The following is a 26,190-nucleotide window of genomic DNA, read 5'->3' as shown; positions in this document are numbered from 1 at the left end:
CTGCCATGCGCATCCTGGATGCGATCTCTGATCGGCGGCCGGCCGAGCTTCCCATGGCAAAGTCCTTGATCTGCATCAAAGGATGCGAGCCGGTATCGTAGTACTTATACCGCCATATCACTGATATCGATGGTCACGACGTGTCCCCCATTGATGTGTCCTCAGCCGGACACTTTCGTCGGAGCCCTCACAACGGCAAAATACTGCCGCGCCCGAGACAATGTGCAGCGTTTAATAGGGAGTTTCTGCAGGTCCGCGGCGATTTTCGGGCGAGTCCGCAGGAATGCTGCAAGTAAACGCAGAGCGCTCCTTGACGACCCATCGACCGTAGACAGATGTTCGTATTGCCTCATTGGCGAATGCCTCAGCGCCATGCAATCACTGGCTCACGAGACTGCTCCTTTCGCCACCCGCGTAATCGGTCTAAACCCTCGGACTGAATATCTTAGCTGAAGGTTTTGATGCATTTTCTAGCCGGGAAGAAACGGGAGACAATGAAAGGTACAGTAGTTTTCGGTCACGCAGAAAGTGTAGCGTTTTAGCGTCGTATGGAGCGTCCTCAAATATTGAGGTCCAAATTGAGAGCGCCGATGACCTGCCACTGAATTTTCATCCAACGGCGATTAGAGCCCCGGCGGTTTTGAATACGCCAAGTGGCGCGGTGTGAGCAACCGGCGGAAACGCGAAGCTTTCATCTCGCGCAGCGTTGGAGCCGGTTGCGGCAATTGTATCGGCATAGCTTGCCGGGGTCTGGTATCCGAGCGATGAGTGTGGCCGGAAATGGTTGTACAACACGACGACAGAACACCCACGGGACCGAGGTTCGCGAGCTTCTGTATCCGTGGCATCCCTGGTCCGGACGGCTTGTTCACGTGCATGAGGCGGTGTCTAAAGGGACGCATATTTTCCGCTGCAGCCTTTCTGGTTCTTCTTCTGGTCGACTTCTTGAGGTCCCGTCGTGGATGTTCGACCGATCAGTGAGTGGTTGTTGGCGCAGCCTGGCGGTCCCGCACGTCGATCTCGCAAGCCTGCATTCTTTGGCAAGATTGCTGAAGGACGCTGATGCCTCATCGCAATCTTCGGTAATGGGCGCAGCATTGGTCTCTCACGAAACGAGTCGGAGAGATGTTCATGCCTCGCCAGCCCATGACATGCCAGTTCGATCTGTTCTCGGCCCCGCAGCGGGGGAAGACGGCAGGGACGCCGCAATGGCCGGAGTTGCCGGAGGAGACCCGCCAAGCGTTGACGGTGCTCATCGTGCGGCTGTTCGTCGATCACGCAAAGTGCGGACATGCCTGCCAACAGAAGGAGGCCGGTCATGATGCATGAGAAGATCGCGCCGCATCATCTGGAGCGGAAGGCCATCCTCTATGTTCGGCAGTCCTCGGCTCACCAGGTTCTGCACAATCGAGAGAGCAGCGCCCTCCAGTACGCCATGCGCGACCGTCTGGCAGCGCTTGGATGGTCACATATAGAGACGGTGGATGACGACCTTGGTCGTTCGGCCGCCGGCGGCGTGACCCGCGCTGGATTTGATCGGATGGTGGCGGAAGTCTGCCTTGGCAAGGTAGGCGCCGTGGCCGCGCGTGAGGTATCGCGCTTCGCCCGGAACAGCCGCGATTGGCAGCAACTCATCGAGATGTGCCGCGTTGTCGATACCGTCCTGGTCGACCAGGAAGCAGTTTATGCGCCCCGCCAGGGCAACGACCGCCTGCTCTTGGGTTTGAAGGGCAGCCTCAACGAGTATGAACTCGATCTCTTGCGTCAGCGTTCCCTTTCCGCCCGCTATGAGAAGGCTCGCCGCGGTGAACTCGTCGTCACTGTTCCGGCCGGCTTCGTAAAGGCCGGTGACAGGATCGAGAAGGATCCCAATCGGCGCATCCAGGAAGCCATCGCACTCGTCTTCGACAAGGTCACCGAACTCGGGAGTGCCCGGCAGGCCTTGCTATGGTTCCTTGAGCAGGGATTGGACCTGCCCGTCAGGTGCGCCAACGGTGACGTCATCTGGCGCAGGCCAAATTATGCCACCATCCACCGGATGATTGCGAACCCGATCTACGGCGGCGCTTATGCTTATGGTAAGAGTCGTTCCGTACCAGGATACGATGGCCGATCTGGAATTCGCCGCAAGGCGCGTGATGAATGGCTGGCGCTGATCCCGGATGCGCACGAAGGTTACATCAGTTGGGAACGGGCGGAGGAGATCCGCAAGATGGTCAGCGACAATGTACCGGCCAGTCGCCATCATGGAGCGCCGAAGCATGGCGACGCTCTGCTTGCCGGCCTGTTCCGCTGCAAAAGGTGCGGCCGGAAGCTGACGGTTCGTTACACAGGAGCCAACCATAACATCCCGCGCTATTCCTGTTGGCGAGGGTTGCTCGACAACGGCGAACCACGTTGCATCGCCTTCGGCGGTCTGCGGGTCGATGACGCGATCGAAGAGGCACTTCTCGGCGTGGTCGAGCCAGGAGCCATTGCCGCCGCCGTCGAGGCGGAACGCAATATGGCCAACCAACGCGATCAGGTTCAGGATGCCCTGATGCGCGACCTCGAGGCAGCACGCTATGTAGCCGACCGGGCATTCCGGCAATATGACGCGGCCGATCCAGAGAATAGGCTGGTGACGTCGGAGCTGGAAGCACGCTGGAACAAGGCGCTGACTGGCGTCGGTGAGATCGAGGCCAAGATTGCCAAACATCGGACAGTTACGCCGCATCCGTTCCCCATGTCCGCATCACAGGTAACCGCACTTGCGGGAAACCTTCGCGCCGTCTGGACGGCGCCGACAACCGATGCAAGGCTGAAGAAGCGCATCGTGCGCACGCTCATCAATGAAGTGGTCGCCGATCTCGATGATGGAACCTCTGAGATCGTCCTCGTCATTCATTGGGTTGGAGGCGTCCACACCGAACTGCGCCTGCCGAAGCGACACCGTGGCCAAAGAAATGCGACCCCTGACGACATTGTCGACGCTGTGAAACAGCTCGTCTTGATCGCCAATGATGATGTGATTGCCGGTGTCCTCAATCGCAACGGACTGACGACCGGCAATGGCAATCGCTGGACACGGGAGCGGGTCACCGCGCTGAGGTCATATCGCAAGATTCCGGTCTTCCGTCCGCAGATCGACGGGGTTGAGCCATGGCTTAATCTGGGCGGTGCGGCGAAGTTACTCGGGATATCGCCAAAGACGCTGCGTCTGGCGGCCGAGGCTGGCGATATTAAGGGGGCTCATCCGCTACCCGATGGCCCATGGATCTTCAGCCGTTCCAAACTCGCGACCCCGCAAGCACGTCAGATTCTCGATCGTGCCCGGAAGAACCCTCGCCACCCCGCGGGATCGCCTCCAGATCAGGAAAATCTATTCCTTTCAATGACATAGAAAGATGGGTGTTATGAAACAGGATTGTAATCGTCGGCCCATTCAGCAATGGCGCTTCGGGCATGGTCGAGGCCAAAGAACAGGCTTTCGTTGAGCAGTTCGTCGCGCATGCGCCCGTTGAAACTCTCAACATAGCCGTTCTGCATCGGCTTTCCCGGCGCGATGTAGTGCCACTCGACCTTATGATCCTTCGACCAGGCAAGGATGGCATTCGAAGTGAGTTCCGTGCCGTTGTCGGAGACGATCATTTTAGGTTTGCCGCGCCGTTCGATGAGGGTCGTCAGTTCGCGAGCGACGCGACGACCGGAGATCGAGGTGTCCGGGATCGCCGCCAGGCATTCGCGCGTCACGTCATCGACGATGTTGAGCACGCGAAACCTCCTTCCGCAAGCGAACTGGTCGTGCACGAAGTCCAGCGACCAGCGGGCATTGGCCTTCGCTTCGACCAGAATCGGAGCTCGCGTGCCGACAGCACGGCGTCTGGCTTTGCGCTTGCGGACAGAGAGACCCTCCTCGCGATAAAGGCGATAGATGCGATTGACCCCGGACGGTTCTCCCTCCCGCCGAAGCAGGACGAACAGCCGCCGGTAGCCGAAACGCCGCCGCTCATTGGCGAGGTCACGTAGCTTTGCCCGCAGTTCTACCTCCGGCGGTCGACTTGACCGATAACGGATCGTCTTGCGGTCGGCGGATATGATCTGGCAGGCCCGCCGTTCCGAAAGACCCATGACGGTCTTCAGATGCGTGACGGCGTCACGCTTGGCGACAGGCCCTACCATTTTTTTGAAAGAAGCTCGCGGAGTGCTGCTGCGTCCAACATCTGCTCGGCGAGCAGCTTCTTCAGCTTGGCATTCTCATCTTCAAGCGCCTTCAGCCGCTTCGCCTCAGAGATCTCCATGCCGCCGTATTTGGCTTTCCAATTGTAAAACGTGGCTTCCGAAATTCCGTGCTTGCGGCAAAGGTCGGCCGCCTTCGCACCAGCCTCCTGCTCCTTCAGCACCCCAATTATCTGCTCTTCGGTAAATCTCTGCTTCTTCATTCGTCCGTCCTTTGATGGGCCGGACTCTAATCAATTCTGGAGGAAATTCGCAGGGGCAGGTCACCGAAAGACATGACAATTATCATCGAGGCAAGGCCACGGCTGCAACGGTCATCGACGCGGTCAAGGGGTTTCAAGCTGATATCGGCAAGCCTGCTGGTCTTGCCGCGGTGATTGTGGGCAACAATCCGGCAAGCCACGCCAGTTGCTACAGGATCGCGGGAAGGCCGCCGTTAGGGGCAATGGTGACATTGCCACCATTGATGAAAAAATCGGTGAGGCTGCTGCCGCCCCCGATCCGTGGCTCAGAATGTCAGCGGCTTATTGGTTATGGAGACCCCTGTCGAGACCGCACTCGAAATGGTCGAGCGCCACTTGCTGCGCGGTGAAGTGATCATCGAGCAGCAGCGCATGCTTGTCCAGCGCCTCCGAGAGGCAGGCGCGTCGACGGTCCAGGCTGAGCATGTTTTGGACGCGCCAAATAAGATCGACACCTCGTTTGGGCGAAAGGGTTATTCCTTTGCTGCAAAGCCTAGCTCAACGCGGCTTACATCCAAGATCGCCCGAAGGACGTCGATGCCGAATTTGAGGCTTTCTACCTCGACATCCAGCGAGATGCCCTCGGTGACTGTGCCTTTTGCGTTAGCGATTACCACCTCCTCCAGGTCTTCGAACCACTGAGGATTGTTCCCTTTGTGAAGCTTCGATAGTTCCGCAATCGCGACACTAAATGCCGATTGGACCGCGATTAGAGCGGCGCCGAGCTTTCGTTCGTCCACACCCGAGATGCAAACAATGGGGCTGTTTTTCTCATCCATGGGCTGTCCCTCTGCTGGCTCGCCACGAAACCCTATTTCAACTGATAGGCGACAGAGTCCTCGATCGCCGATGAATCCAAAAAGGCCCGTAGGCTGGAGTCTCGGGTAGTTAGATCAACGAATACGCGATGCTGGGATGTGGAAATGGCCGATGCGCTTGAGGACTGTTGGTATCGGGTCCAGCTTGCGAGGTTTCCAACCGGCAGCAAGGCCTCTAGGCCATAAGCATCGCACCTTTCTGATACGCGAGAGCGGGTAATCCTTTCTACAAAGTGGCTCGCATGCAAGTTCGCCCGAAGGACACAAGTGCCGAGCCTGGGCTTCCTTGTTCGGAACTATTGCCACCACCCCCCTGCCTTCTGCCGTACATTGCGACGCTCCTTAGGTCATTGCGTCACTGCTGATGTTATTTCCGTCGCGACCTTTCCTTCCAATACCAAATTCGTATCCCGTTATGCTTCGGGGGCATGGCCAGCGGCCTTCCTCGAGCTGGACAGCGCATGATTCTTATCGCGACGTTGACCAATTCCACCATTGACATGCTGCGCGAACTCGGCCTGACAGGCATGGCCAGCGCCCATCAGAAACTCGAAACGCAAACGGAAGCGAGACACCTTCGAGCATGGCGAAAGGCTTCGACTGCTGCTCGAGGCGGCCACGCTCCGCCAGAAGCGCTTCGAGGCGAGAGGCCGCCCTACAAAGCAGCGCTATGACGCCCAGATCGAGAACGCTGATTTTTGCGCCGCCCGCGCCCTGATGGCAATTTCGTGACGCCGAGTGATAAAGGTATTTCATCCTCATCGATGGGCTATACTCCAGCTTGGTGGAGACATAAACTAGACGCATTTGGAGCCGCTTGCGGCCGATTTCGCGAGGCAACTCCATCAACTGAGGCGCAAGTTCCCGGAACAAACGCTCACGCACCATAACCTTTCCTCATTTTCGGGCAATCTCGCGGTGTCGCGTTGATTCGGTAGGTCAGCTTACGACGCCGAAGCCGTTCCGCTGTTGATCTCTACGCCTGCAGGGCCCTGACGACTTAAAGGCAACGACTGCCGGACAGCCCAGACCCAGAACCAGTTCACCTTGACATCGTGTCACTCGGGCGTCACAGGCGGCAGCCCGAGTGTCGCAATAAGCTTCATTATCGACGGCGTGGGTGGACCCGGTGTCGGCGGCGGCATGGAGACGATGGACCCGAGCCGCGGAGGCGTTGCCATAACGCCAATCATCGTGCCGATAATGGCTATCCCATCGGCGCTGATTTCGATGGCCTGGGGGCCGGTTCTGCCCGATACTACAAGGCGGATCTTGTCGGGTGTTACCTCGACGCGGCTACCCAAGGCCGCTGCGGCAGAGGACGCGGGCGCGGCGACGCCCGAGGTCAGGAGGAAGTGTCTCTTGACGTCGATGCTGTAGATATTCCCGACCTCGACGGTATGATTCTTCTGCGCCTTCAAATAGACCTCCTCACGGCCTTGCTTGTCCTCAAAGCGCAGTTCATTGTACGCATTAGCGGCGCCGCCATCGGTATGCGTCCGGAAAGTCGACCGCGTTTTGTCAGTCGGCAGGGTTTCAGGCGGCAGATTTGAGCCGTTGTATACGACGCCGGTCACCAGGGGCGTGTCGGGATTGCCGTGGATGAAATCAACGACGACCTCATGGCCGATCCGTGGGACGACCAGGTTGCCAAAACCCTTACCAGCGAAGTTTTGGGCCACCCGAATCCAGCAGGAGCTGTTCTCGTTCTTTTCGCCTTCTCGATCCCAGAAGAACTGAACCTTCACACGGCCGTACTTATCCGTCGCGATCGACTCGCCCTCGGGGCCTACGACGACGGCCGTCTGCGGTCCGTGAATCAACCGCGCCGATGTGCGGCGCCTCGGGCGGTACTGGGTGGTCGCGGGGATAATCTCTACGTTGCTGTGATAGAGGAAGCGCTCGCCCTTCCCCCCCACGGTGTCCGCAGTGAGATCGTCCCCCACCTCTCCGATGACAGTGAAGTCCTGTCCGACTGCCAGAAAGCGATCGGTGGGTTTCGGCCGGGAACCGACCTGGCCGTAGTAGAAGGGATTTGCGGCCTTGAATAATGACCCGGTCGTTATCTGGCGCGCAGTGCTTTCGATCCGCGCGCGATAAGCGTTGCAGGCGAGTTCCTCGGCACGGATGGTGGCGTAGAAATCGCCATCGCTTTTTTTTGTATAGTGGCCTGGATACTCGAAGACCTCCCGCATTGCCGTGCAGCCGCTGCTTCCCGACGAGGTCTCGCCCGTTCTGACCGCCACGCTCTCCGGCGGTCGGGTGATGGCGCTTCCCGTGAGCTTGCGGGGCGGAATGCCGCCTGTCCTCACGGGAGGAACGCGCGCGACAGACGTGAGTTCTGCCATCGGCTTCTCATGGTCATAGTCCCTGAGAACGACCTTGTTCGGCTGTAGCGAAACGACCTCGTCCCAATGCAGGATGACGTCTTCTTGGTAAAGACTTCGGGCAGGCCTGAGATTGTGGTGGGTCTCCACGATCTCAGGCGTGCAGGCCATGTGGCTCGCGGCGTTGTCGACCAGCACGAGGTCATGTTGGTCCTCAGCATGTTCAAAATAGTAGTAGATGCCGTCCTGCTCCATGAGGCGGCTGACGAAGGCCAGATCCGTTTCATCGTACTGGACGCAATATGGGCGCTCTGGGAACCGTCGGGCGGTCTGATTCTTGAAATTGCCTTTATGTTCTCGAAAAATCGTGGTGATGATCTCGATGCTGGTCTTGTTCTGAAAGACCCGACTGTTAGAGCGATGCTCGAGCAATGAAATCCACGGGCGCACCTGCGCCACGTAGTTGAGGTGCTCGGTATCGTCGAGGCCGAGATATTGGAAGCGCGTAACAACACCGTTGAAGAAGCGCGTTTGCGAGTCCTTGAGCTTAAGCCCGATTGTCAGGCTTTGACCGGGAATCGTAGCAAAGTTCTGAACTGGATTGCGGCTGGCGAGCTTCACCTCGTAGAGGAAAGGTTCCCCCAGCCGCTCGGTGCCACTGAGCCGTCGGAGAGAGATTTCATTCAACTCGGACGCGGCCGAAGTGACCGCAACAAAACGATTGTGCCTTAAGAGACTCTCGATTCTTGACAGGACCATGGTGGTGTGTGTTCCGCAGATTTGATGAGAAGGCGCGGTTGCGCCCGATAGCGTGAGTAAGATGCCGCCGAAGCCATCGGCGAAGATGCAGAAAGGCGTTTATCTCGTGCATCGAAATCGCAGACCGTTGCTCAGCCAAGATGGCTTGCTGGCCCGCATCGTCAGAGCCAAGCGGGGGGGGCGGGGCGAAGAAAGCGTGTGGGCCTCTTGGAACTCACCCACGCTAACTCCCACCCAAATCTCGCCATGCGGCCTTAGAACATCGATGAGTTGGCGGATTCCGGCGGTGCTAGCGACGACGTATCTCCTGGAATTCTCAGCCAGGCCCAGGGCGCAGCGCCCTAGCGGACAACCACGGTGGTCGAGTTTCGCCGCGATCGTCGCCTCGATCGGCCTCTCCGCTGCTGAAGCCTCAAGGGCGTCAAAATGGCGAGAACATTCCAAAGAGGCGTCACGGCGAATTTTGCAAAGGGCCTTGGCGGTCTCATTGCAGTTTGCGTTGAGCTTACTGAAGATAGTCTGGCTTCCGATGCTTGTCATAACGGGCCTTCCAAGCCGCCGCCCGCCGTGCCGCCGCACTTGGCATCGAGGGCACGTGGGCCATTCATCCGATCCAGATCGATCTCGCCAACGAGATCTTCTCCCCGCCCGAAAAGAAGGTCGAGCGGGCCCGCCGCATCATGGATGTCCGTTTCGGGAGAGTGCCATGCGGCAGCCGGTGGGCCGCGGTCAGTTGGGGTAGTTGTCAAGTCATCGGCGTGCTGGCGCCTTTTCCGCTTGCCCATCCAACTGGACCAACCGAGTCTGCCGCAGCGACCCAACTGCACTTCCGGGACCTGCTCCTGACGAAGAACGAGGTTAATCTCCCAGTCCAGTTCATCTCCAAGGTAGTTGGAGATGATCTGCGCTATCGACTTGAGGCCGGGAGTTGCGGGCAGAAGCGACTCGTAATGAGCCAGGCTGAGGGGACCCACAATGAGTCGGAACCGATGGTGCCACACTTTGATCCTCGCACCTGCAACAGCCGTGCTGTTCAGCGTACCCGTGCCCGGGTCGCGGCCCAGGAGGCAGAGCGATATGCGGGGCAGCTCGACCCATTTTGGGACAAATTCACGGATATCAACCGGCGCCTCGACGAAGCTGGCGAGGATGGCAGCGAGCCCCTCGGCGTTGCGGGTGTGTGAGGCGAGACGGCCGGTGAAGTGGAGTTTGGCCAGATCGGGCATAGCATCCCGCGCGCGCAGGGAGGTCATCCCGAAGCCGGCTAGCGCGCCGAGCTGAAGGGCAAATCGATCTTCTTGTGGCCTGTCATAGCTCACGGTCGGTTCGCCCTCCGCCCATGCGCGGAAGAAGAACGAGGCCATTCGATGATGAAAGGTATCAGCAAATCGGATCAGCGTCTCATCCGCGGCGTTGTGCTGCCGGAGAAGGGCGTACTCCGTCAGATGCAATGGGAGGGGACCGTGGGGTCCAAACAAGCCGAAGGCGTAGGTGGAGATTACGGGATCGTTCTCCTCGTGCGCAGTCACGCCCGCGATCGATCGAGTCGGAAATGCAAGGGAGGGCTGCTGGGCGATCCGCACACGATCCAGGCTGGGACCGCTCGATTCTCCCAGCCGAGGCCGATCTGAGCTGATTGCATCGATCCGCCGCAGAGCCTGGAAGAAGTCGCAGGCATGCGGCTCGGCCCCAAGCGAGCTTAGGAAGTCGCCGAGTGCCCCCGAAATCAAAGGATCGCCCGGCGGCCGGCCATCGTCGGCCATCGCATTACCTCCCCGCGCTGTAGCGTCGAGACGACCATCTCGGTGAAGCTGTTGATGGATACGTATTTTGCGAAGAACTGGTTGAGCACGGAGGCGAGCGGAAAGATGCCAACGCCTTCGAAGGCCGCTTCGTCCAGGATGATACCAACCTCAATCCCACGTGCTACGGCGGCTTGTCCACCGCTGGACAATCGCCTGACCGCAGGCCTGGACCGGATCTCCCGGATCCCGTCGATCTGCCGTGAGGCGAAGGCATTGACTGGATCGACGTAGAGGCGGAGGAGTTCACGCAGCGCTTCTGCGCCCCGGTGGTCGTTCCTATCGGAATTGCTGATCGAGAGGTAGTTCAGTGAGAGATGGCTAATTAATCGCCAGGTGATATCGCCATTGGCGAAAGAGTGGCGCGGTCGGCTCGGGGGCGATACGCACCGGGTGGCGGTAACTGGAGCGCCGATTTCCAGGGTGAAGTCTGTCTCGTCCCGGCCAATCGGCAGCAGCAGCGCCAGGTCCCGGTTCGAGCACAGGCAGTTTACAGACAAATGCCGGAGTTCCGCCGAATAGGGAGCCGCCTGGCGATCAACTAGAGAAACGAACGTCTCGCTGCCGATATAGCCAGTCCGCGCGCCATTTAGACGCTGGTGCTCCGACATGAGGCGCTGCTCCCGCCGGATCGCGTAGTATCTGGAATGCTGCTCCTCCTGACCGTGCGCGCTGATGCTATAGAACGGGTAGAACCTCACGGGAGCCGCTTCGTTTTTCGCCCCGTCTCCGCTCATCTCGAGGATCGAGTGGACCTCAAAGTCGAGCGGCCTCATCCTGTCAACAATCACATGATGTTCGGTGTTCTTGTCGCTCACGTGGACGAGATCTGCCTGGCGTTCGAACAGATTAATCGCGGGCGTTGCGAAGAGAACGATATTTTGGGGTCCGAGCTGTCGTTCCAGCCGTGGCTCGACACGTCCAAGTGCGAAGACGATCTCAAGGGTCTCGGCAGTTGACAGGGCTACTGCGTCTGCCAGCCCGCTAACCTCGACGAACAACGTCCGCTCCGCGAGGGCGAAATACTCCTGTAGGAGACGGTACCCGTCGAAAGAGCGTGGCACCTCGGGCAGGAGAGCACAGCTCGGCTCCAAACCGCGCTGCTGCAGCGCATGAACCGGAATCTTTTCCTGCCAAGGGATGGGCCGGCCGACCGGACGGGCTATGATATTGCATGCGTCACCGAGAAGCTGTTCGGCGAGTGCGGCGCCGATGCCACCGGGGCCTGTTAGGTGCAGTGTGAGAGCGTCTAGTGCGAGTCTATTGAACGGCATGCCATTGGTGGTGCGAAGGCGTAGTCGCAAAGCAGCCTTCGCATCTTGCCGGGCCGGAAGATCCAGTGCGGCGATCTGCCCCGGCGTCGAAAAATAATCGGCAGCGCTTACCACAATTGGCCAGAGATGCACATCATGGGCCGTGCGGAACTCGCAATGTGTGACGGCACCCGGAGCAAGGCGGCCCAAAAGCTTGGTTCCCCGCGGCACGACGTATCCATTCTCAAGTCGTCCGGCCTCCTGGTCGGGCTCGAAGCGCACGATCGTCATCGACGGGAGCGGCGGTAGAAAATGCGGATAGACCATCTCCAGGAGGTGCTGGGTGAATTCCGGAAAGCGAGACTGAAGCTTCAATTGCACCCGCGCCGCCATGAAAGCGAAGCCTTCCAGAAGCCGCTCGACGTAGGGGTCGGCGACCTCCACTGATTCCATCCCGAGCCGGGCGGCGACCTTCGGGAATGCGCGGGCGAACTCGGCCCCCATCTCGCGCATATAAGCAAGTTCATCGTTGTACAGTCGCAGGAGCCGGGGATCCATCAGCTTATCTCTGTACCGAGATGAAGGACGCGGGCGGATGCGAGCTCGGAGTTTACCTCCGTACGCATCACCATTCGCACCGGCAATGGCTGCGCCCACAGATCGGCTTCGATCCTAAAGCGAAAAGTGCCGCAACCCTGACCATCGTCCAGGACCGTCACCTTGAGGGTGTCCGGTAAGAGACGCGGCTCAAAGCGCTGAAGGCTCTCGATTATCGCTTCGCGCAATGCGCTCTTATCCATGCCTTCGCGAATTTGTCCGCTGAGAGGCCAGGCACCATAATTAAGTGCACTGGCCGCTACGTGAGGGTACGCTTGTAGATCTACGGTTGCACCCAATTGGTTGGTGTTCAACAACCAGGAAACATCGCGTAGAATCACCTCTTCCAGTTGGCGAACAGAGAAACTGCGCTTGTCCTGCGCTTCACACGAGCTGCGCGGCTCATCGTCCGTAAGCCGGTCCAGGAGGGATGGTTGCACGAGATCCCGCTTAACATCTCTGCCCATGTTACAATCTCCAGGTGCAATATCGAAGAGGCGATCCGCCGTTTTCGCGCGCGGCCCGGAATATTCCCGTTCCCGATGGCCCCATCAGCCGACGAGCCTATTGAAGTCGGTACTGTTCGCGATTTGGTTCCAGATGCCCTCGCCTGCTTTGGTAAGAGCGCCTTTTTCATCCTGCCTGTAATAGATGACCTTGCAGGCGCCGAACCGGAATGTGATCGTCTCCTCGGGGGCCTCTTCCGCATAGGACCACTCGACCTTCTCGACTACCAGCATATTGAAACTCCAGTGCAAGAACAGGTTCGATTCTGATGTAGCTTGTCCGCTCCCCGTCGCTTTGAAAAGTTTTAGTTCAACGTTATTGAAGTGGGCGCCGCGACCGCAGGCAACGTACAAAGAGGGCGATGACGTATCCACCTGCTTCTTGATAGTGAAGACCTCGAATTCGGCCTTGCCCGCGCCCGCCCCGGCGGTATGAGGCCCAATGTTCAGCTTGTTTTCGAGTGAAAAGCTCCATTCGTCCGCTAGCGTGATACCGTCCTTTAGAATGATAGATTCGCCCTTGGGCAAAATGCCGTCCTTGGACGCCTGCGTGAACTTTATAACCGCGTCGAACGCCATGATGGATTTTCCTTATCTCGTTGATCTGATTGGGCCTGGATTGCATCGGCCAGCCCAGGGCAGCCATTCCCGAGTTTTGGCGCCGAGAACGGAGCACAATCATCTGCGGGTTTTCTCAGCCCTTGCGGGCGGATGGCAGGCGCGAGACCAGTCTCAAAGAGATGGTTAGGCCTTCGAGCTGATAGTGTGGCCGCATGTAAAATCTCGCAACGTAATATCCGGGATTATCTTCGACCTCTTCCACCTTGACCTCGGCCGAGGAGAGCGGCTGCTGTGCCTTACTCTCTTCGCTCCCAAGCTCGGGCGAGGGGTGGACGTAGCCCTGAATCCATTGGTTGAGCCACTCCTCGACCTCGTGGCGCTCCTTGAACGTGCCAATCTTGTCCCGGACCATACACTTCAAATAATGTGCGAAGCGGCAGGTTGCGAAGATGTAGGGTAGCCGGGCACTGAGTTCGGCGTTCGCTGACGCGTCGGGGTCTTCGTATTTGACCGGCTTGTTAATAGTCTGAGCGCCAATAAATACGCCGAGGTCCGTGTTCTTGCGGTGCAACAGCGGTAGAAGACCGTTTTTGGAGAGTTCGGCCTCACGGCGGTCGCTGATCGCGATCTCAGTGGGGCATTTTAGGTCGACGCCACCGTCGTCGCTGCGGAAGGTATGTACCGGCAGGCCCTCGACGAGGCCGCCGGATTCGACGCCACGAATTCTGGAGAGCCAGCCATAGAGCTTGAACGAGCGCGTGATATTTACGCCCATGGCGTAGGCTGCGTTCGTCCAAAGGTATTTCTCGCTGTCGCCGCCGTCTGTGTCCTCCTCGAAGGCGAATTCATCGACCGGGTTGGTTTTGGCCCCGTAGGGCAGCCGGCCAAGGGTGCGTGGTAAGGTCAGGGCCACGTACCGCGAGTTCTCGCTTTCGCGGAACGCTCGCCAAGGAGCATGTTCGGGAGTGAGGAAGATTTTGGTGATGTCACGCGGGTTCGCAAGCTCACGCCAAGAATCCATCTGCAGCAGATGTGGTGAGACGGCAGATATAAGCGGTGAGTGGCTCGCCGCCGCGATCTGCGCGAGTCCCGAAAGCAACTCTACGTCCGGTGGGGTATGGTCGAAATAGTAGTCGGCAATCAGGCAGCCATAGGGTTCACCGCCGATTTGGCCATATTCGTCTTCGTAGATTTTTTTGAATAGCGGACTCTGATCCCAGGTGACACCCTTATATTTCCGCAAAGTTCGGGACATCTCCACCTTTGAAACTGGGAGAACGCGAATCTTTAACGTCTCATCGGTTTCGGTGTTGAGGGCAAGGTGATGCAAGCCCCGCCAAGCTGATTCCACGCGCTGGAAATTTTCGTGATGGAGGATCTCGTTGAGTTGCGCAGAAAGCTTCTGGTCGATCGAAGCAATCATTTTTTGGATAGTCGCGACGACATCGTCGCTGATCAGCGACGTGTTTTGAAGTGCCTGCTCGGCCAGTGTTCGGACGGCACTCTCTACCAAGTCACGGGAGTGGTCCGAGCGGATCCTGAACTCGAATCGAAGCATGCGGGTGAAATCGCCGAGATCAACGGTGGCGACCTGTACATCTGTGGCATCTGCAGGCGTCACGATCAGTTCTCCTCTGTGTCTGGGGATGCCAATGGCGGAGCGGCAACCACTGCATCAGGCTTCTCAGTCTCGATGCCACTGCCGAGGGCGCTTAGCAGTGCCGAATCGGCGAGGAAGTGGGTGAGCAACTCTTCGGCACCGTTCTTCCCGTCCATGTAGGCCAGCAGATTGGAGAGCTCCGTTCGCGCTTCGAGCAGCCTGCTAAGGCTGTCGACCTTGCGCGCCACGGCCGCCGGCGAGAAATCTTCGAGCCGCTCGAAGGTCAAGTCGACAGCGAGTTGGCCTTCTCCGGTCAATAGGTTCGGCACCCGCATCACCACCCTGGGCCTCAGCGATCTGAGCCGATCATCGAAATTGTCGATATCGATCTCCATCATCTTACGCTCCGCGACAGGAGCAAGCGGCTCGGCAGCATTGCCAGCGAGATCGGACATCACGCCGACCACGAAGGGAAGCTGAACCTTCTTCTGAGAGCCATAGGTCTCCACGTCGTATTCGATCTGTACGCGAGGCGGACGAACCCGCGCGATGAACTTTTGACTACTCGCCTTTGTCATGTGTTCCACTCCTGATTAGGAAGATTACGCACGTCACGTGCCCTCATCGACCGCCAGGCCGGCAATCGAGCGGTACTGGGCAACCCCTTCTGGCGCCAACTCTTTGACAAGAGCCATGAAGTCCTTCGAGACAAGTCGCTGCGCGCGCTCCAGAAGGGCTGATAGCGGGCTCGCGGGTTCGTTCACCTGGTACCAGTGGCAAATGCGGCCAAGGATTTCGACAACGTCATCGCGGTTGCGGATCACGTCGGGGTATGGGGCCTTGCTGGAGTCTGGCAATGGAGATGCCGCGGCGGCAGGCTGGGCCCTTTTCCGATGGACGTCGACCAGATCCTTGGCCTGGGTGAGTAGCACTATCAGAGGGTCGAATCGAACGGCCTCGTCACTCGCAACGTGCCGCCGAACACTCGCGTCTAGATCGGTGGCGGCTGCTAGGCTGGCGTCGAGACCAGTGCTGATCTGCTCGAGCTGCAGTGGGTCGGTGTCGGTGAAAGCGAGCTCGATAGTCGAACGATCAACTTCCGCAGACTGCGACCGTAGCGCACCAGCCCAATCGCGGAGCGTAAATGCCCCGAATTGCCTGGAGGCGGTGAGTGGAACTTGGCGTATTTCCGCCAAGATCCCGGAGAGATCGCAGAGGCTTGCCAGAGCGTTGAGGCGAACGGTCTGATCTCCGTCATCTTCTGGATCCGGTCGCGGATGTAGCTCTGACCAGTAGAGCTCGACATAGGCCGCGAGCAGCTCAAGCCCCTGACTTAGACCAGGGAAGCCGAACTGACTGAGGGCGGATCGTGTGAGCAAGATGCCGACTCTTAGATCCTTAGTGCGGGCAGAAAGGTCGAGGCCAAGCCGCCACACCTCTGTCCAATTGGGAGCTTCCTCGGTGGCGATGGAGTCGCCTATCTGCTGGTGCGGCTTGCCATGCGACGCGATCTCGAGCTCCAGGAAGCTCAGATCGTAATCGAGAGCATCCCCGCATGCGTTGCCGTCGCTGATCGGTTTTAATAAATGATCTGCATCGAGCATGACCAAAATCCCAGTTTTCCCGACATTAAAGATCGTCGCGCCTCTGTTTCTCAACGTTTAGCAATGAGCAGACGCGATTGCTCATGCACAATCGACATTCGTATATGTCGTGAATGCTTGGGGCGTGAACGCCGCCGCTTCGGATCTTGATGCAGCTATGTGCTGAGGCGCAAAGGACACCTTGTGAACCACAAGAAGCTCTTCCGGCTCCATCGGGAGGAGAAGCTCACGATGCGCAAGCGCCATGGCCGGAAACGAGCGAAAGGCAAGCGTTGGTGTTGATCCCGCTGGCTGCCAATGATCGTTGGTCGCTGGACTTCGTGTCGGATCAACTCACCGATAGCGCGGGGGGCAGTCGGTGCAAAGGGCAACCTGCGGAATACCGTTGCAAACGTGAGCCGGAAGGCCTCCAACTACGGAGTCTTCGCGCGGCCGCCTCCGCGCCAGCACCAGGGTCCGCACCAAGGCGACGGGCTTGGTGTGATACATGTGAAGCTCAACGCCAGCTGGCCTCGAATTGACCTGATGAGGTATACGAGATTGCCGACGTGCGAGGTCCACGCCACCCGGTCAAACGCTTCAGCTTGCTAGCGCGAGAAAGCCTCGGAGCTGCAACCATTCGGCCGTCTGCCGCTCTGCCTAGTGGAGGATTCGAAGCGCAGAGTGTGCAATGGGTGCTGCATAAGGTGGATGGCGTCGTCGGCGATCGGTCTTGGGGGTGTCGGGGCGCGGCCCCACATCGAACGAGCGGCCAGCCGGCGGGTCCATCGCGCGTGCAGCGACCCGCCGTCAGTGGTAGAACGCCTCGAGCACTTCAACGGCATGTAATCTCCTGCGCTCCGCCGGACCGCCGCACGAGGCTTATAGGGCGACAATCTAGATGAGATCCGTATTGACCGCATGTAACGATGCTCCCCGAGATTCGCACGTTGCCTCATTCATTTCGCTCCCAGTTGGAGCGAAGGAGTGGGGTGCGGAGATGGCGGGGTTTCGCAGCGGCCGGCCTCCTTCGCGAGCGCCATTGCCGTTTTCGACGGAAGTCGAAGTCTAATAACCATCGTCGCGGTATATTCTATTGACAATGGGTGTGATGCGGCTTTGCGTGATCTTCTAAAAGGAATCGAATCCCGCCGCCAATCTCCCGTTCTACCGCGCACCTACCGGACCCCAACGTGACTGTCGACCCTGCTTCCATTAATCGTGCAGGGCAACCACGCGGTCTCTCGTGCAGATCCCTGCGATTTCGAATTGACGGACACCGAACCCGTTAGACGGTCGTGGAGTGCACGCACTTAGTCACCCTAGCCGCCCGGGCACTGCAACCCCGCTGTACCGATCCTTCTACCTCTATGCTAAAGAACGTTTTGGGAAAACTTGCCTCCTCGTCATCGTTCGACGGCGGCCTTGGCGCCAATCTTGCGAGGAGCAGGCCGATGGTCGCAGCGGCATGCGAGCCGACATTCTGCGATCCGCGCCGTCGAAGACGAGGTCGCTCTCGGCGTGTTAGTCAGCCGGAATGCGCCGGCCGTCGTGCCCCTAAATCTCGATCTCGAGCCAGGTATTGGCCTCCAGGCTGAAGAAAAATTCGGCGCTCTCACATGCTCATGCAATCCCGTGGTGGACAACCAACGCACATGATGGTGCAGTTCCTAGGGAATGTGGTGATGAGCCATGAGCCGTCCTATATCACCTTGAACGCTGAATTAGCCCCCGAAAGGTCCGGACATGCTCCACCACTTAGCTAAGTGGGTAGGAGTAATGTTGGTAATATGACTAGCAGCAATTTTAAGATGGAAGTCCTCGGGGGGCCGGAACGTCGGCGGCGCTGGAGCACGGCAGAGAAGCTCGCGATCATCCACGAGACCTATGAGGCGGACGCGACGGTGAGCATCGTCGCGCGTCGGCACGGCATCCAGCCGAACCAGTTGTTCGCCTGGCGCAAACTGGCGTCCCAAGGGGCTCTGACGGCGACGGCCGCCGAAGAGGAGGTTGTTCCGGCTTCCGAATACCGGGCGCTTCAGGCCCAGGTGAAGGAGTTGCAACGCCTGTTGGGCAAGAAGACGATGGAGAGCGAAATCCTGAAGGAAGCTCTCGAAATCGCCGGTGGCCCAAAAAAACATCTGTTGCGCTCGCTCTCTCTTCCGAGGGGGATTTTGGAATGAAGACCGTCTGCGAAACTCTAGGTGTCGCCCGCTCGAATATCGCCGCGCGTGCCGCAAGCTCCCCTTCCAGAGCCAGAGGACGCCCGCCACTCCCGGATCGAGAACTGGTGGAGCACATCAAGGCCATCATCGCCGACATGCCCACCTACGGCTATCGGCGTGTCCATGCCATCCTGCGTCGGAATGCCCGGAAAGATGGGCGTTCGTGGCCCAATGCCAAGCGTGTCTACCGGGTGATGAAGCTGCACAATCTGCTGCTGGTGCGTCATACCGGAGCGGTCGATGATCGCCTTCACGACGGCCAAGTCGCCGTCGAGCGTTCGAACGTCAGATGGTGCTCCGACGGCTTCGAGATCGGCTGTGACAACAAAGAGAAGGTCCGCGTCGCCTTCGCCCTCGACTGCTGCGACCGCGAGGCAATCGCCCATGTCGCCACCACCCAGGGCATCAAAAGCGAAGACGTGCAGGACCTCGTGATCACCGCTGTCGAGAACCGTTTCGGCCGCATCAACGTGCTATCCGAGCCCATCGAATGGCTCACCGACAACGGCTCCTGCTTCATCGCGAAGGACACCGCATCCTTGCTACGCGACATCGGCATGGAGCCGTGCACGACACCGGTGCGAAGCCCACAGTCGAACGGAATGGCGGAGGCGTTCGTCAAAACCTTCAAGCGCGACTACGTCTCGGTCAATCCAACCCCGGATGCTGAAACCGTCATCGCTCAACTGCCATTCTGGTTCGAGCATTACAACAATCTTCATCCACACAGTGCTTTAGGATATCAATCGCCGCGCGAGTTCATCAGCTCGCAATCTCAAACCTGAGCATGTCCGGTCTTTTGGGGGCAACTCCATATCACCTTGAACGCTGCCCTCCTGGCTATCCGTTTCTTTGAGGCACCCACAATTATGGCGGCATCGGCGGCGCTGAGATCGGGATGGGCCGCCTTCAGCGCGTCCGCCCAGGCCGCATTGCTCTGCCCCGGCAGCTGCGGTGTCTGCCTCGCGATTTCGTCCAGCCTCGCCTGGTCCTGCGCCGACACCGTCTGGAACGCCGTCCTCACGGCGATATCGCGCCTTACGGCACCCACGATTATGGCGGCATCGGCAGCGCTGAGATCGGGATGGGCCGCCTTCAGCGCGTCCGCCCACGCCCCCTTGCTCTGCCCCGGCAGCTGCGGTATCGCCGCCTTGATCTCGTCCAGCCTCGCCTGATCCTGGGCCGACACCGTCCGGAACGCCGCCCTCCTGGCGATATCGTCCTTAAAGGTGCCCACAATTATGGCGGCATCGGCGGCGCTGAGATCGGGATGGGTCGCCTTCAGCGCGTCCGCCCAGGCCGCATTGCTCCGCCCCTGCCGCGGTGTCGCCGCCGCGATTTCGTCCAGCCTCGCCTGGTCCTGGGCCGACACCGTCCGGAACGCCGCCCTTTTGGCAATATCCTGCTTTACGGCACCCACGATTATGGCGGCATCGGCAGCGCTGAGATCGGGATGGGCCGCCTTCAGCGCGTCCGCCCAGGCCGCATTGCTCTGCCCCGGCAGCTGCGGTGTCTGCCTCGCGATTTCGTCCAGCCTCGCCTGGTCCTGGGCCGACACCGTCCGGAACGCCGCCCTCCTGGCGATTTCGTCCTTTGCGGCGCCCACGATGGTGGCGGCATCGGCGGCGCTGAGATCGGGATGGGCCGCCTTCAGCGCGTCCGCCCACGCCCCCTTGCTCTGCCTCGACTGCCGCGGTGTCTGCCTGGCGATTTCGTCCAGCCTCGCCTGATCCTGGGCCGACACCGTCCGGAACGCCGCCCTCACGGCGATATCGTCCTTTAAGGCGCCCACAATTATGGCGGCATCGGCGGCGCTGAGATCGGGATGGGCCGCCTTCAGCGCGTCCGCCCACGCCCCCTTGCTCTGCCTCGACTGCCGCGGTGTCTGCCTGGCGATTTCGTCCAGCCTCGCCTGATCCTGGGCCGACACCGTCTGGAACGCCGCCCTTTTAGCAATATTATGCTTTACTGAACCCACGATGGTGGCAGTATCGGCGGCGCTGAGATCGGGATGGGCCGCCTTCAGCGCGTCCGCCCACGCCCCCTTGCTCTGCCCCGGCAGCTGCGGTGTCTGCCTGGTGATTTCGTCCAGCCTCGCCTGATCCTGGGCCGACACCGTCTGGAAAGCCGCCCTCCTGGCGATAGCCCGCTTTACGGCGCCCACGATGGCGGCGGCATCGGCGGCGCTGAGATCGGGATGGACCGCCTTCAGTGCGTCCGCCCAGGCCCCCTTGCTCTGCCTCGACTGCCGCGGTGTCTGCCTGGCGATCTCGTCCAGCCTCGCCTGGTCCTGGGCCGATACCGTTTGGAACGTTGTCCTTTTAGCAATATCCTGCTTCAGGGCACCCACGATGGTTGCGGCATCGGCGGCGCTGAGATCGGGATGGGTCGCCTTCAGCGCGTCCGCCCAGGCCGCATTGCTCCGCCCCTGCCGCGGTGTCGCCGCCGCGATTTCGTCCAGCCTCGCCTGGTCCTGGGCCGACACCGTCCGGAACGCCGCCCTTTTGGCAATATCCTGCTTTACGGCGCCCACGATTATGGCGGCATCGGCGGCGCTGAGATCGGGATGAGCCGCCTTCAGCGCGTCCGCCCACGCCCCCTTGCTCTGCCTCGACTGCCGCGGTGTCTGCCTGGCGATTTCGTCCAGCCTCGCCTGGTCCTGGGCCGACACCGTCCGGAACGCCGTCCTCCTGGCAATATCGTCCTTAAAAGTGCCCACAATTATGGCGGCATCGGCGGCACTGAGATCGGGATGGGCCGCCTTCAGCGCGTCGGCCCACGCCCCCTTGCTCTGCCCCGGCAGCTGCGGTGTCGCCGCCTTGATCTCGTCTAGCCTCGCCCGGTCCTGGGCCGACACCGTCCGGAACGCCGCCCTCCTGGCGATAACCCGCTTTACGACGCCCACGATGGCGGCGGCATCGGCGGCGCTGAGATCGGGATGGGCCGCCTTCAGCGCGTCCGCCCACGCCCCCTTGCTCTGCCTCGACTGCCGCGGTGTCTGCCTGGCGACTTCGTCCAGCCTCGCCTGATCCTGGGCCGACACCGTCTGGAACGCCGCTCGATCGACGAGATCGCCCGTTGAGGCCCCCACGATTATGCTGGCATTCGCGGCGCTGAGATCAGGCGCCAACGCCAGCGGCCTTTGAGCATATAACCTCTGCTTGCGGCTGGGCCTGGGATCTGCGCCCTTCTCAGTAGTCTGCCTCTTGCGCCCGCCACCGGTCGGATCGCCGGGCTCCGCGGGCACCTCGGACATGGCCGAATGCTCCTCTCTTTCACCTGTCACCTCGGTCGGCCTGGCAACCGCCGAAGCTTCAAAATTATAAAACTTTTGCTTGCGGCTGGGCCTGGGATCTGCGCCCTTCTCAGTAGTCTGCCTCTTGCGCCCGCCACCGGTCGGATCGCTGGGCTCCGCGGGCACCTCGGACATGGCCGAATGCTCCTCTCTTTCACCCGGCACCTCGGTCGGCCTGGCAACCGCCGAGGCTTCTAAATTCCCAAGGCCATGCAGCCCCCTGCGCTGAGGGCCAGTCTCCAGCGGCTGTCCCTCGACGAGGTGAATAATGCGATCGGCATTATTGTATTCATCTGTTGTCCTCGTGAGGTTGAACGCGGTCTCTGCCGGGACGACCGGAACTCTCATCAGTTCCGTCATGTCAGCCATCATTTGCGGGGTTAGTTCTTCAGGGCTTTGAAGCTCGGTCGGCGGGCTTGGCTGGTCGACGCTTAACGCAGCCCAAGAGGCCGTTTCAGAAGGCTCCAGCCAGAAGTCCTGCGAATTGAAGCTGCCGGCTGACAGCGGACCGGCTTGATCCGTCGCCTGCCAAAGCTCCTCTTGATCGGCAGACGCCACTGAAGGCTGCGGGCTTTGATCCGTTGGCTGCCGAGGGCTGGCTCCCGCCGCTGTCGCGCTCGCGAGGTTGAACGCGGTCTCTGCCGGGGCGACCGGAACTCTCATCAGTTCCGTCATGTCAGCCATCATTTGCGGGGTTAGTTCTTCAGGGCTTTGAAGCTCGGTCGGCGGGCTTGGCTGGTCGACGCTTAACGCAGCCCAAGAGGCCCACTCAGAAGGCTCCAGCCAGAAGTCCTGTGAATTGAAGCTGGCGGCCGACGGCGGACCGGCTTGATCCACCGCCTGCCAAAGCTCCTCTTGATCGGCAGACGCCACCAAAGGCTGCGTGCTTTGATCCATTGGCTGCCGAGGGCTGGCTCCCGCCGCTGTCGCGCTCGCGAGGTTGAACGCGGTCTCTGCCGGGGCGACGGGTACTCGGGTAAGCCCCGTTAGCCTTTCCACGTAACGCAACATCGGATTCTCTTGCCAGATGTCGTCCGAATTGAAGTTGTCGGCCACGTGATCGACACGCGCCACTGAAGACTGCGCTCTTTGATCCGCTGGGTGCCGGCCCTCCTTCGCGCGCGAAGAGCCCTGCCCTTTAGTCCGAGGGTCCCAGTCAACCATGCTCACCCCCCTGGGATATGGCCTTCAGGAAACAAGGGGTCAGCTGTCGAGCACCGACTGCTGACGGGAGGTCAGAATTTATCAGGGGCTCAAGCGACTTAACCAGATCGCAAGGGACGCGACTGCAACCATCGACCGCTCCAGGTTGCCGAGCCTCGTTCGGACGCCGCTCAATCACCGTGGGTCCCGTTTTCTGCTGTTGTGGCATGGGGCGGCTCTGCGGAATCGAGCTCAGGTGACGGGAGGCCGGCAGATCCCGAAGACATGGCCAGGCCGTTGATAGCTGGTGGCGTGAACGCATCATTGCAGCAGAACCTCGAAAACCACGGAGAAGAGCCCGCGATTCAAACTAGCGCAGTCCCGGTATTGGATTGCATGCACAGGTGATATGCTCGCATCCAGTTAGTGAGCGGCTATGGCGCAGCTCCTGCGTGAACCCGTAACGACAGCGGCGATCCTTCGAGAGATGCAGCGACGACCCGTTCTCCAGACCGGAGGTCCGTGCTTGATGTGGCGATCGGTACGGATTGCTATCAACGCTGACGGCCGCCGGTGCCGCGCAAGCCAGTTACGACGCGAACATCGACATAATCTCTTCTATGGTGGGATTGATTGGCCCACCGATACCAGGGTAGTGGCAACTGTCACCAATTGCGGCGCCAGTGAGGTCGGCCCTTCGTCTTCGAACTCTTTGCTGGCTTCCGCTAAACAACGCGGCCTTATCACAAAAGACTGGGAGATTTAACGATAATCCCGGCATCCGGACTTCTGCGCATTGCCGGCCGGTAATAGCGCGAAAGACTTGCAGCAATCGCAGCGCCGGCGGCACCCGTGACCAGTATCCGCACTGCCTGGCTCGTAACAATGCGCTGTGACCAGCGGAAGCCGATCTCGTGGCAAGACAAGGCATGCTGCGGGCTGATATGATGAAAGACGCCGGCAATGGTGCGGCGGACCCGGGACTTGAAACCTCCCACCGAGTTGACGTGGGCGGCGTCTCGAACGAATTCGCGGCTCGAATGCTTTACGTTCTCATGCGTAGCGAAGCTCTTGCCAATCGCCATGAACGCCTCACCGCCCATCAAGCAGGCATGCGGTTCGATCCCTTTTCGCCGTCGCGCGCCCTGCACGTATCGAAAGGCCTTTTCGGCCCCGTCCAGGCGGTAGACCGTCCGGATTCTTTCTCGGTCGCTCACCGAGATGAAAACGGTCAATCTCCACCGTGCCATCGAGCATGTGCTCGCGCGCCAACATGAGGCGCAGCGCATATCCCATTCGCTAGCTATTGGGCATCACCAAATGTGCAAATGCCTATCTTCGCCGCATGAATGATCCATGCCGCCAGAGCTGCTATCCCGCTAATCGCTAAACTAGTCGTCAAGGTGCTTTAGGGGCGGCGGCGCGTGAAGACGATGTTGGCGGCGGCACATGCCTTCGGCGTATTCACGAACATTTTCGACGAGGCAATGCGCATCACGTGTCACCTTGCCTGTTGCGCTGCACTTTTGGCCCCGTACTTGCGGCGCCGGCTCTCAAGGCTTCCGGGCGGTCATTTGCAAGATTCATCCCGTACGAGCGACAGGACAGGCCGAATTGGCGCGTAGTAGGTCAGTGTGAACATGAACGACCAATACGGCTCTGAGGGCAACGGGCTGCTGAGCGACAGTCTAGATGAGATCCCTTGCGTGTCGCGCTGCAAGGGGGGCTCATGACCAATCCTGATGAGCTTAGGCACTTGCATATCTGAGCTGTCTCGACACGCGATGCTCTTCTACCAGCGCATTGTTGGATATCAGATGTGCATGCAAGGGGGCAGTGAAGCTCTGCTACTTTTTACGGAGAAAGCCGTTCTGTCAGGTGGACGCGAGGCGAGTCTTGAATGTCGTGGAATAATAGGGTCGTCTGGTCGGAGGGCTTATTCCTCCGCCCCCAGCATTTTCAGCAGGCCGATCGTCACGTCGAACAGCTGGTGCGTAGCAGGACGGCGGTTTTGCATGGGTACGGGTGGGGTATCAGCGAGCTGCGGCTCAATCGAGAGCTACTTGGTCTCGGCAAGATCGCCATCGAAGCGGCTCGCGGCGTCTTGGAGGACGGCATGCCCTTCAGTATTCCTGACGAAGCCAACCAGCCAACTCCCTACGACGTTCCGCGGGATTTTCGAGATTCGCTTATTCACTTGGCGGTACCGTTTTATCAACCCGGCGCTCTTGAAACCGACGCGCAAGCGGGAATTGACGTACCTATCCGCTTCGCAGTCTCCACTGAGGATGTTGTCGACACCAACGCTGGCGAGCGGGGCAGCGCCTCCATCGACGTAGCGCGGCTGGATTTTCGACTGCTGCCGGACGCGGCAGACCGGTCTGGCTACACTTGCATCCCAATCGCCCGTATCATAGAGGTCCGGGCCGACCGACAGATCATTCTGGACGAGACGCACGTGCCGCCAACCCCCGACTGCGCCAGCTCCCGGGTCCTCTCGAACTACATCACTGAGATCACCGGCCTGCTTCACCATCGTGGTGAAGCTCTGGCTACTCGGGTCTCCCAGTCGGGCACGAACCGGGTTGCAGAGCTCGCGGACTTCCTTCTGCTGCAGGCGATCAATCGGTACGAGCCGTACTTCTGCCACCTGTCCAAGGCCGCCGTTGTAAATCCGGAATCGCTGTATGTTCTCATGCTCCAGCTGGCGGGTGAACTAGCCACGTTCGCCCGCCTCGATAAACGTGCCCCGACCCTTGGTGTTTACAAGCACGACTCTCTCGCGGAGGCGTTTTTGCCAGTGATCCAGTCGATCCGGGCTTCGCTGGGTGCGGTGATTGAGCAGACTGCGGTCTCCGTACCGCTGCAGCGGCAAAAATACGGTATCCATGTGGCTGAGGTGGCCGACCGCTCTCTCTTTACGACCTCGAGCTTCGTGCTGGCTGCTCGGGCTGATATTGAGGTCGAGCGCCTCCGGCGCGAGTTCCCGTCTCAGATTAAGATCGGCCCGGCGGAGAAAATCACGGAACTCGTCAATGTCGCACTGCCCGGCATTATCATCAATCCCCTACCGGTCGCGCCGCGTCAGATCCCGTTCCATGTTGGATTCAGCTATTTCGAGATCGATCAAAATAGCCGCTTCTGGAAGGATATGCCCCAATCCGCTGGCTTGGCGCTGCACGTTGCTGGCGACTTCCCAAATCTCGAAATGGCTCTTTGGGCCATCCGAGCCGGACAGAACCCAAATTTGAGTTAGCCCAC

General features: G+C 59.7%; 15 protein-coding genes and 6 pseudogenes. 6 read left to right on the top strand and 15 right to left on the bottom strand.

Going from position 1 to position 26,190, the window contains the following annotated elements; all coding sequences use genetic code 11:
• Nucleotides 1–609 precede the first annotated feature (609 nt).
• Nucleotides 610–789: pseudogene (locus AB8B31_RS33430) on the bottom strand (IS3 family transposase); the annotation flags it as partial.
• Between the two features lie 342 nt (nucleotides 790–1,131).
• On the opposite strand from AB8B31_RS33430, the gene AB8B31_RS33425 reads away from it, so the two are divergent.
• Both AB8B31_RS33425 and AB8B31_RS33420 read left to right on the top strand, forming a co-directional pair.
• Nucleotides 1,132–1,329: a hypothetical protein gene (locus AB8B31_RS33425; protein WP_037145433.1), complete on the top strand. Its 198-nt coding sequence runs from the start codon at nucleotides 1,132–1,134 to the stop codon at nucleotides 1,327–1,329.
• Nucleotides 1,319–3,382 (top strand): recombinase family protein, encoded by a 2,064-nt coding sequence (locus AB8B31_RS33420; RefSeq protein ID WP_097622254.1) that lies wholly within the window; start codon nucleotides 1,319–1,321, stop codon nucleotides 3,380–3,382. The genes AB8B31_RS33425 and AB8B31_RS33420 overlap by 11 nt, the downstream gene beginning before the upstream one ends.
• Nucleotides 3,383–3,405: 23 nt before the next feature.
• Here AB8B31_RS33420 and AB8B31_RS33415 read toward each other — a convergent pair.
• From AB8B31_RS33415 to AB8B31_RS33395, 5 genes and pseudogenes are all read right to left on the bottom strand, one after another.
• Nucleotides 3,406–4,421: pseudogene (locus AB8B31_RS33415) on the bottom strand (IS3 family transposase); the annotation flags it as partial.
• Between the two features lie 321 nt (nucleotides 4,422–4,742).
• Nucleotides 4,743–4,886: a hypothetical protein gene (locus AB8B31_RS33410; protein ID WP_170961552.1), complete on the bottom strand. Its 144-nt coding sequence runs from the start codon at nucleotides 4,884–4,886 to the stop codon at nucleotides 4,743–4,745.
• Nucleotides 4,887–4,933: 47 nt separating this feature from the next.
• On the bottom strand, nucleotides 4,934–5,239 hold the full coding sequence (locus AB8B31_RS33405; RefSeq protein ID WP_097622224.1) for a hypothetical protein: 306 nt from the start codon (nucleotides 5,237–5,239) through the stop codon (nucleotides 4,934–4,936).
• A gap of 507 nt (nucleotides 5,240–5,746) precedes the next feature.
• Nucleotides 5,747–6,166 (bottom strand): hypothetical protein, encoded by a 420-nt coding sequence (locus AB8B31_RS33400; RefSeq protein ID WP_170961528.1) that lies wholly within the window; start codon nucleotides 6,164–6,166, stop codon nucleotides 5,747–5,749.
• A gap of 170 nt (nucleotides 6,167–6,336) precedes the next feature.
• Nucleotides 6,337–8,364: a type VI secretion system Vgr family protein gene (locus AB8B31_RS33395; protein ID WP_096772086.1), complete on the bottom strand. Its 2,028-nt coding sequence runs from the start codon at nucleotides 8,362–8,364 to the stop codon at nucleotides 6,337–6,339.
• 548 nt (nucleotides 8,365–8,912) lie between these two features.
• Here AB8B31_RS33395 and AB8B31_RS33390 point away from each other — a divergent pair.
• A pseudogene (locus AB8B31_RS33390) lies at nucleotides 8,913–9,050 on the top strand (CoA ester lyase); the annotation flags it as partial.
• Between the two features lie 105 nt (nucleotides 9,051–9,155).
• Here the strand turns inward: AB8B31_RS33390 and tssG are convergent.
• The 7 genes and pseudogenes from tssG to tssA all read right to left on the bottom strand — a co-directional run.
• Nucleotides 9,156–10,127: pseudogene (gene tssG / locus AB8B31_RS33385) on the bottom strand (type VI secretion system baseplate subunit TssG); the annotation flags it as partial.
• The gene (tssF, locus tag AB8B31_RS33380; protein ID WP_096772083.1) at nucleotides 10,091–11,977 is read right to left on the bottom strand and encodes a type VI secretion system baseplate subunit TssF; all 1,887 of its coding nucleotides are present in this window, start codon (nucleotides 11,975–11,977) and stop codon (nucleotides 10,091–10,093) included. The pseudogene tssG and the gene tssF, both read right to left, overlap by 37 nt.
• The gene (tssE, locus tag AB8B31_RS33375) at nucleotides 11,977–12,483 is read right to left on the bottom strand and encodes a type VI secretion system baseplate subunit TssE (RefSeq protein ID WP_054185915.1); all 507 of its coding nucleotides are present in this window, start codon (nucleotides 12,481–12,483) and stop codon (nucleotides 11,977–11,979) included. The genes tssF and tssE overlap by 1 nt, the downstream gene beginning before the upstream one ends.
• A gap of 84 nt (nucleotides 12,484–12,567) precedes the next feature.
• Nucleotides 12,568–13,101 carry an Hcp family type VI secretion system effector gene (locus AB8B31_RS33370; RefSeq protein WP_007636660.1) on the bottom strand — a complete coding sequence of 178 codons (534 nt, stop codon included), beginning with the start codon at nucleotides 13,099–13,101 and terminating at the stop codon, nucleotides 12,568–12,570.
• Nucleotides 13,102–13,216: 115 nt separating this feature from the next.
• Nucleotides 13,217–14,704 (bottom strand): type VI secretion system contractile sheath large subunit, encoded by a 1,488-nt coding sequence (gene tssC, locus AB8B31_RS33365; protein WP_007636661.1) that lies wholly within the window; start codon nucleotides 14,702–14,704, stop codon nucleotides 13,217–13,219.
• Nucleotides 14,705–14,706: 2 nt separating this feature from the next.
• Nucleotides 14,707–15,261: a type VI secretion system contractile sheath small subunit gene (tssB, locus tag AB8B31_RS33360; protein WP_096772082.1), complete on the bottom strand. Its 555-nt coding sequence runs from the start codon at nucleotides 15,259–15,261 to the stop codon at nucleotides 14,707–14,709.
• Nucleotides 15,262–15,294: 33 nt separating this feature from the next.
• Nucleotides 15,295–16,287, bottom strand: a complete 993-nt coding sequence (tssA, locus tag AB8B31_RS33355) for a type VI secretion system protein TssA (RefSeq protein WP_007636664.1) — start codon at nucleotides 16,285–16,287, stop codon at nucleotides 15,295–15,297.
• Between the two features lie 159 nt (nucleotides 16,288–16,446).
• Here tssA and AB8B31_RS33350 point away from each other — a divergent pair.
• A pseudogene (locus AB8B31_RS33350) lies at nucleotides 16,447–16,628 on the top strand (IS3 family transposase); the annotation flags it as partial.
• Nucleotides 16,629–18,056: 1,428 nt separating this feature from the next.
• A protein-coding gene (locus tag AB8B31_RS33345) for an IS3 family transposase (protein WP_096772081.1) occupies nucleotides 18,057–19,276 on the top strand; the annotation gives its coding sequence in 2 pieces (ribosomal slippage) (nucleotides 18,057–18,393 and nucleotides 18,393–19,276; 1,221 coding nt in all).
• Here the strand turns inward: AB8B31_RS33345 and AB8B31_RS33340 are convergent.
• Together AB8B31_RS33340 and AB8B31_RS33335 are read right to left on the bottom strand one after the other, a co-directional pair.
• Nucleotides 19,267–21,747, bottom strand: a complete 2,481-nt coding sequence (locus AB8B31_RS33340) for a hypothetical protein (protein WP_239621081.1) — start codon at nucleotides 21,745–21,747, stop codon at nucleotides 19,267–19,269. The genes AB8B31_RS33345 and AB8B31_RS33340 overlap by 10 nt on opposite strands.
• A 1,925-nt stretch (nucleotides 21,748–23,672) precedes the next feature.
• A pseudogene (locus AB8B31_RS33335) lies at nucleotides 23,673–24,228 on the bottom strand (transposase); the annotation flags it as partial.
• A gap of 601 nt (nucleotides 24,229–24,829) precedes the next feature.
• Between AB8B31_RS33335 and tssK the strand changes: the two are divergent.
• Nucleotides 24,830–26,185, top strand: coding sequence for a type VI secretion system baseplate subunit TssK (gene tssK, locus AB8B31_RS33330; protein ID WP_007636670.1), 1,356 nt, complete (start codon nucleotides 24,830–24,832; stop codon nucleotides 26,183–26,185).
• The last annotated feature ends 5 nt before the right edge of the window (nucleotides 26,186–26,190 follow it).

This window comes from Rhizobium sp. 62_C5_N11_2 (assembly GCF_051811185.1).
GTDB classification, from domain to species: domain Bacteria; phylum Pseudomonadota; class Alphaproteobacteria; order Rhizobiales; family Rhizobiaceae; genus Rhizobium; species Rhizobium leguminosarum.
Note: the sequence above shows the minus strand (reverse complement) of the source record. Positions and strands in the feature narration are given on the sequence as shown.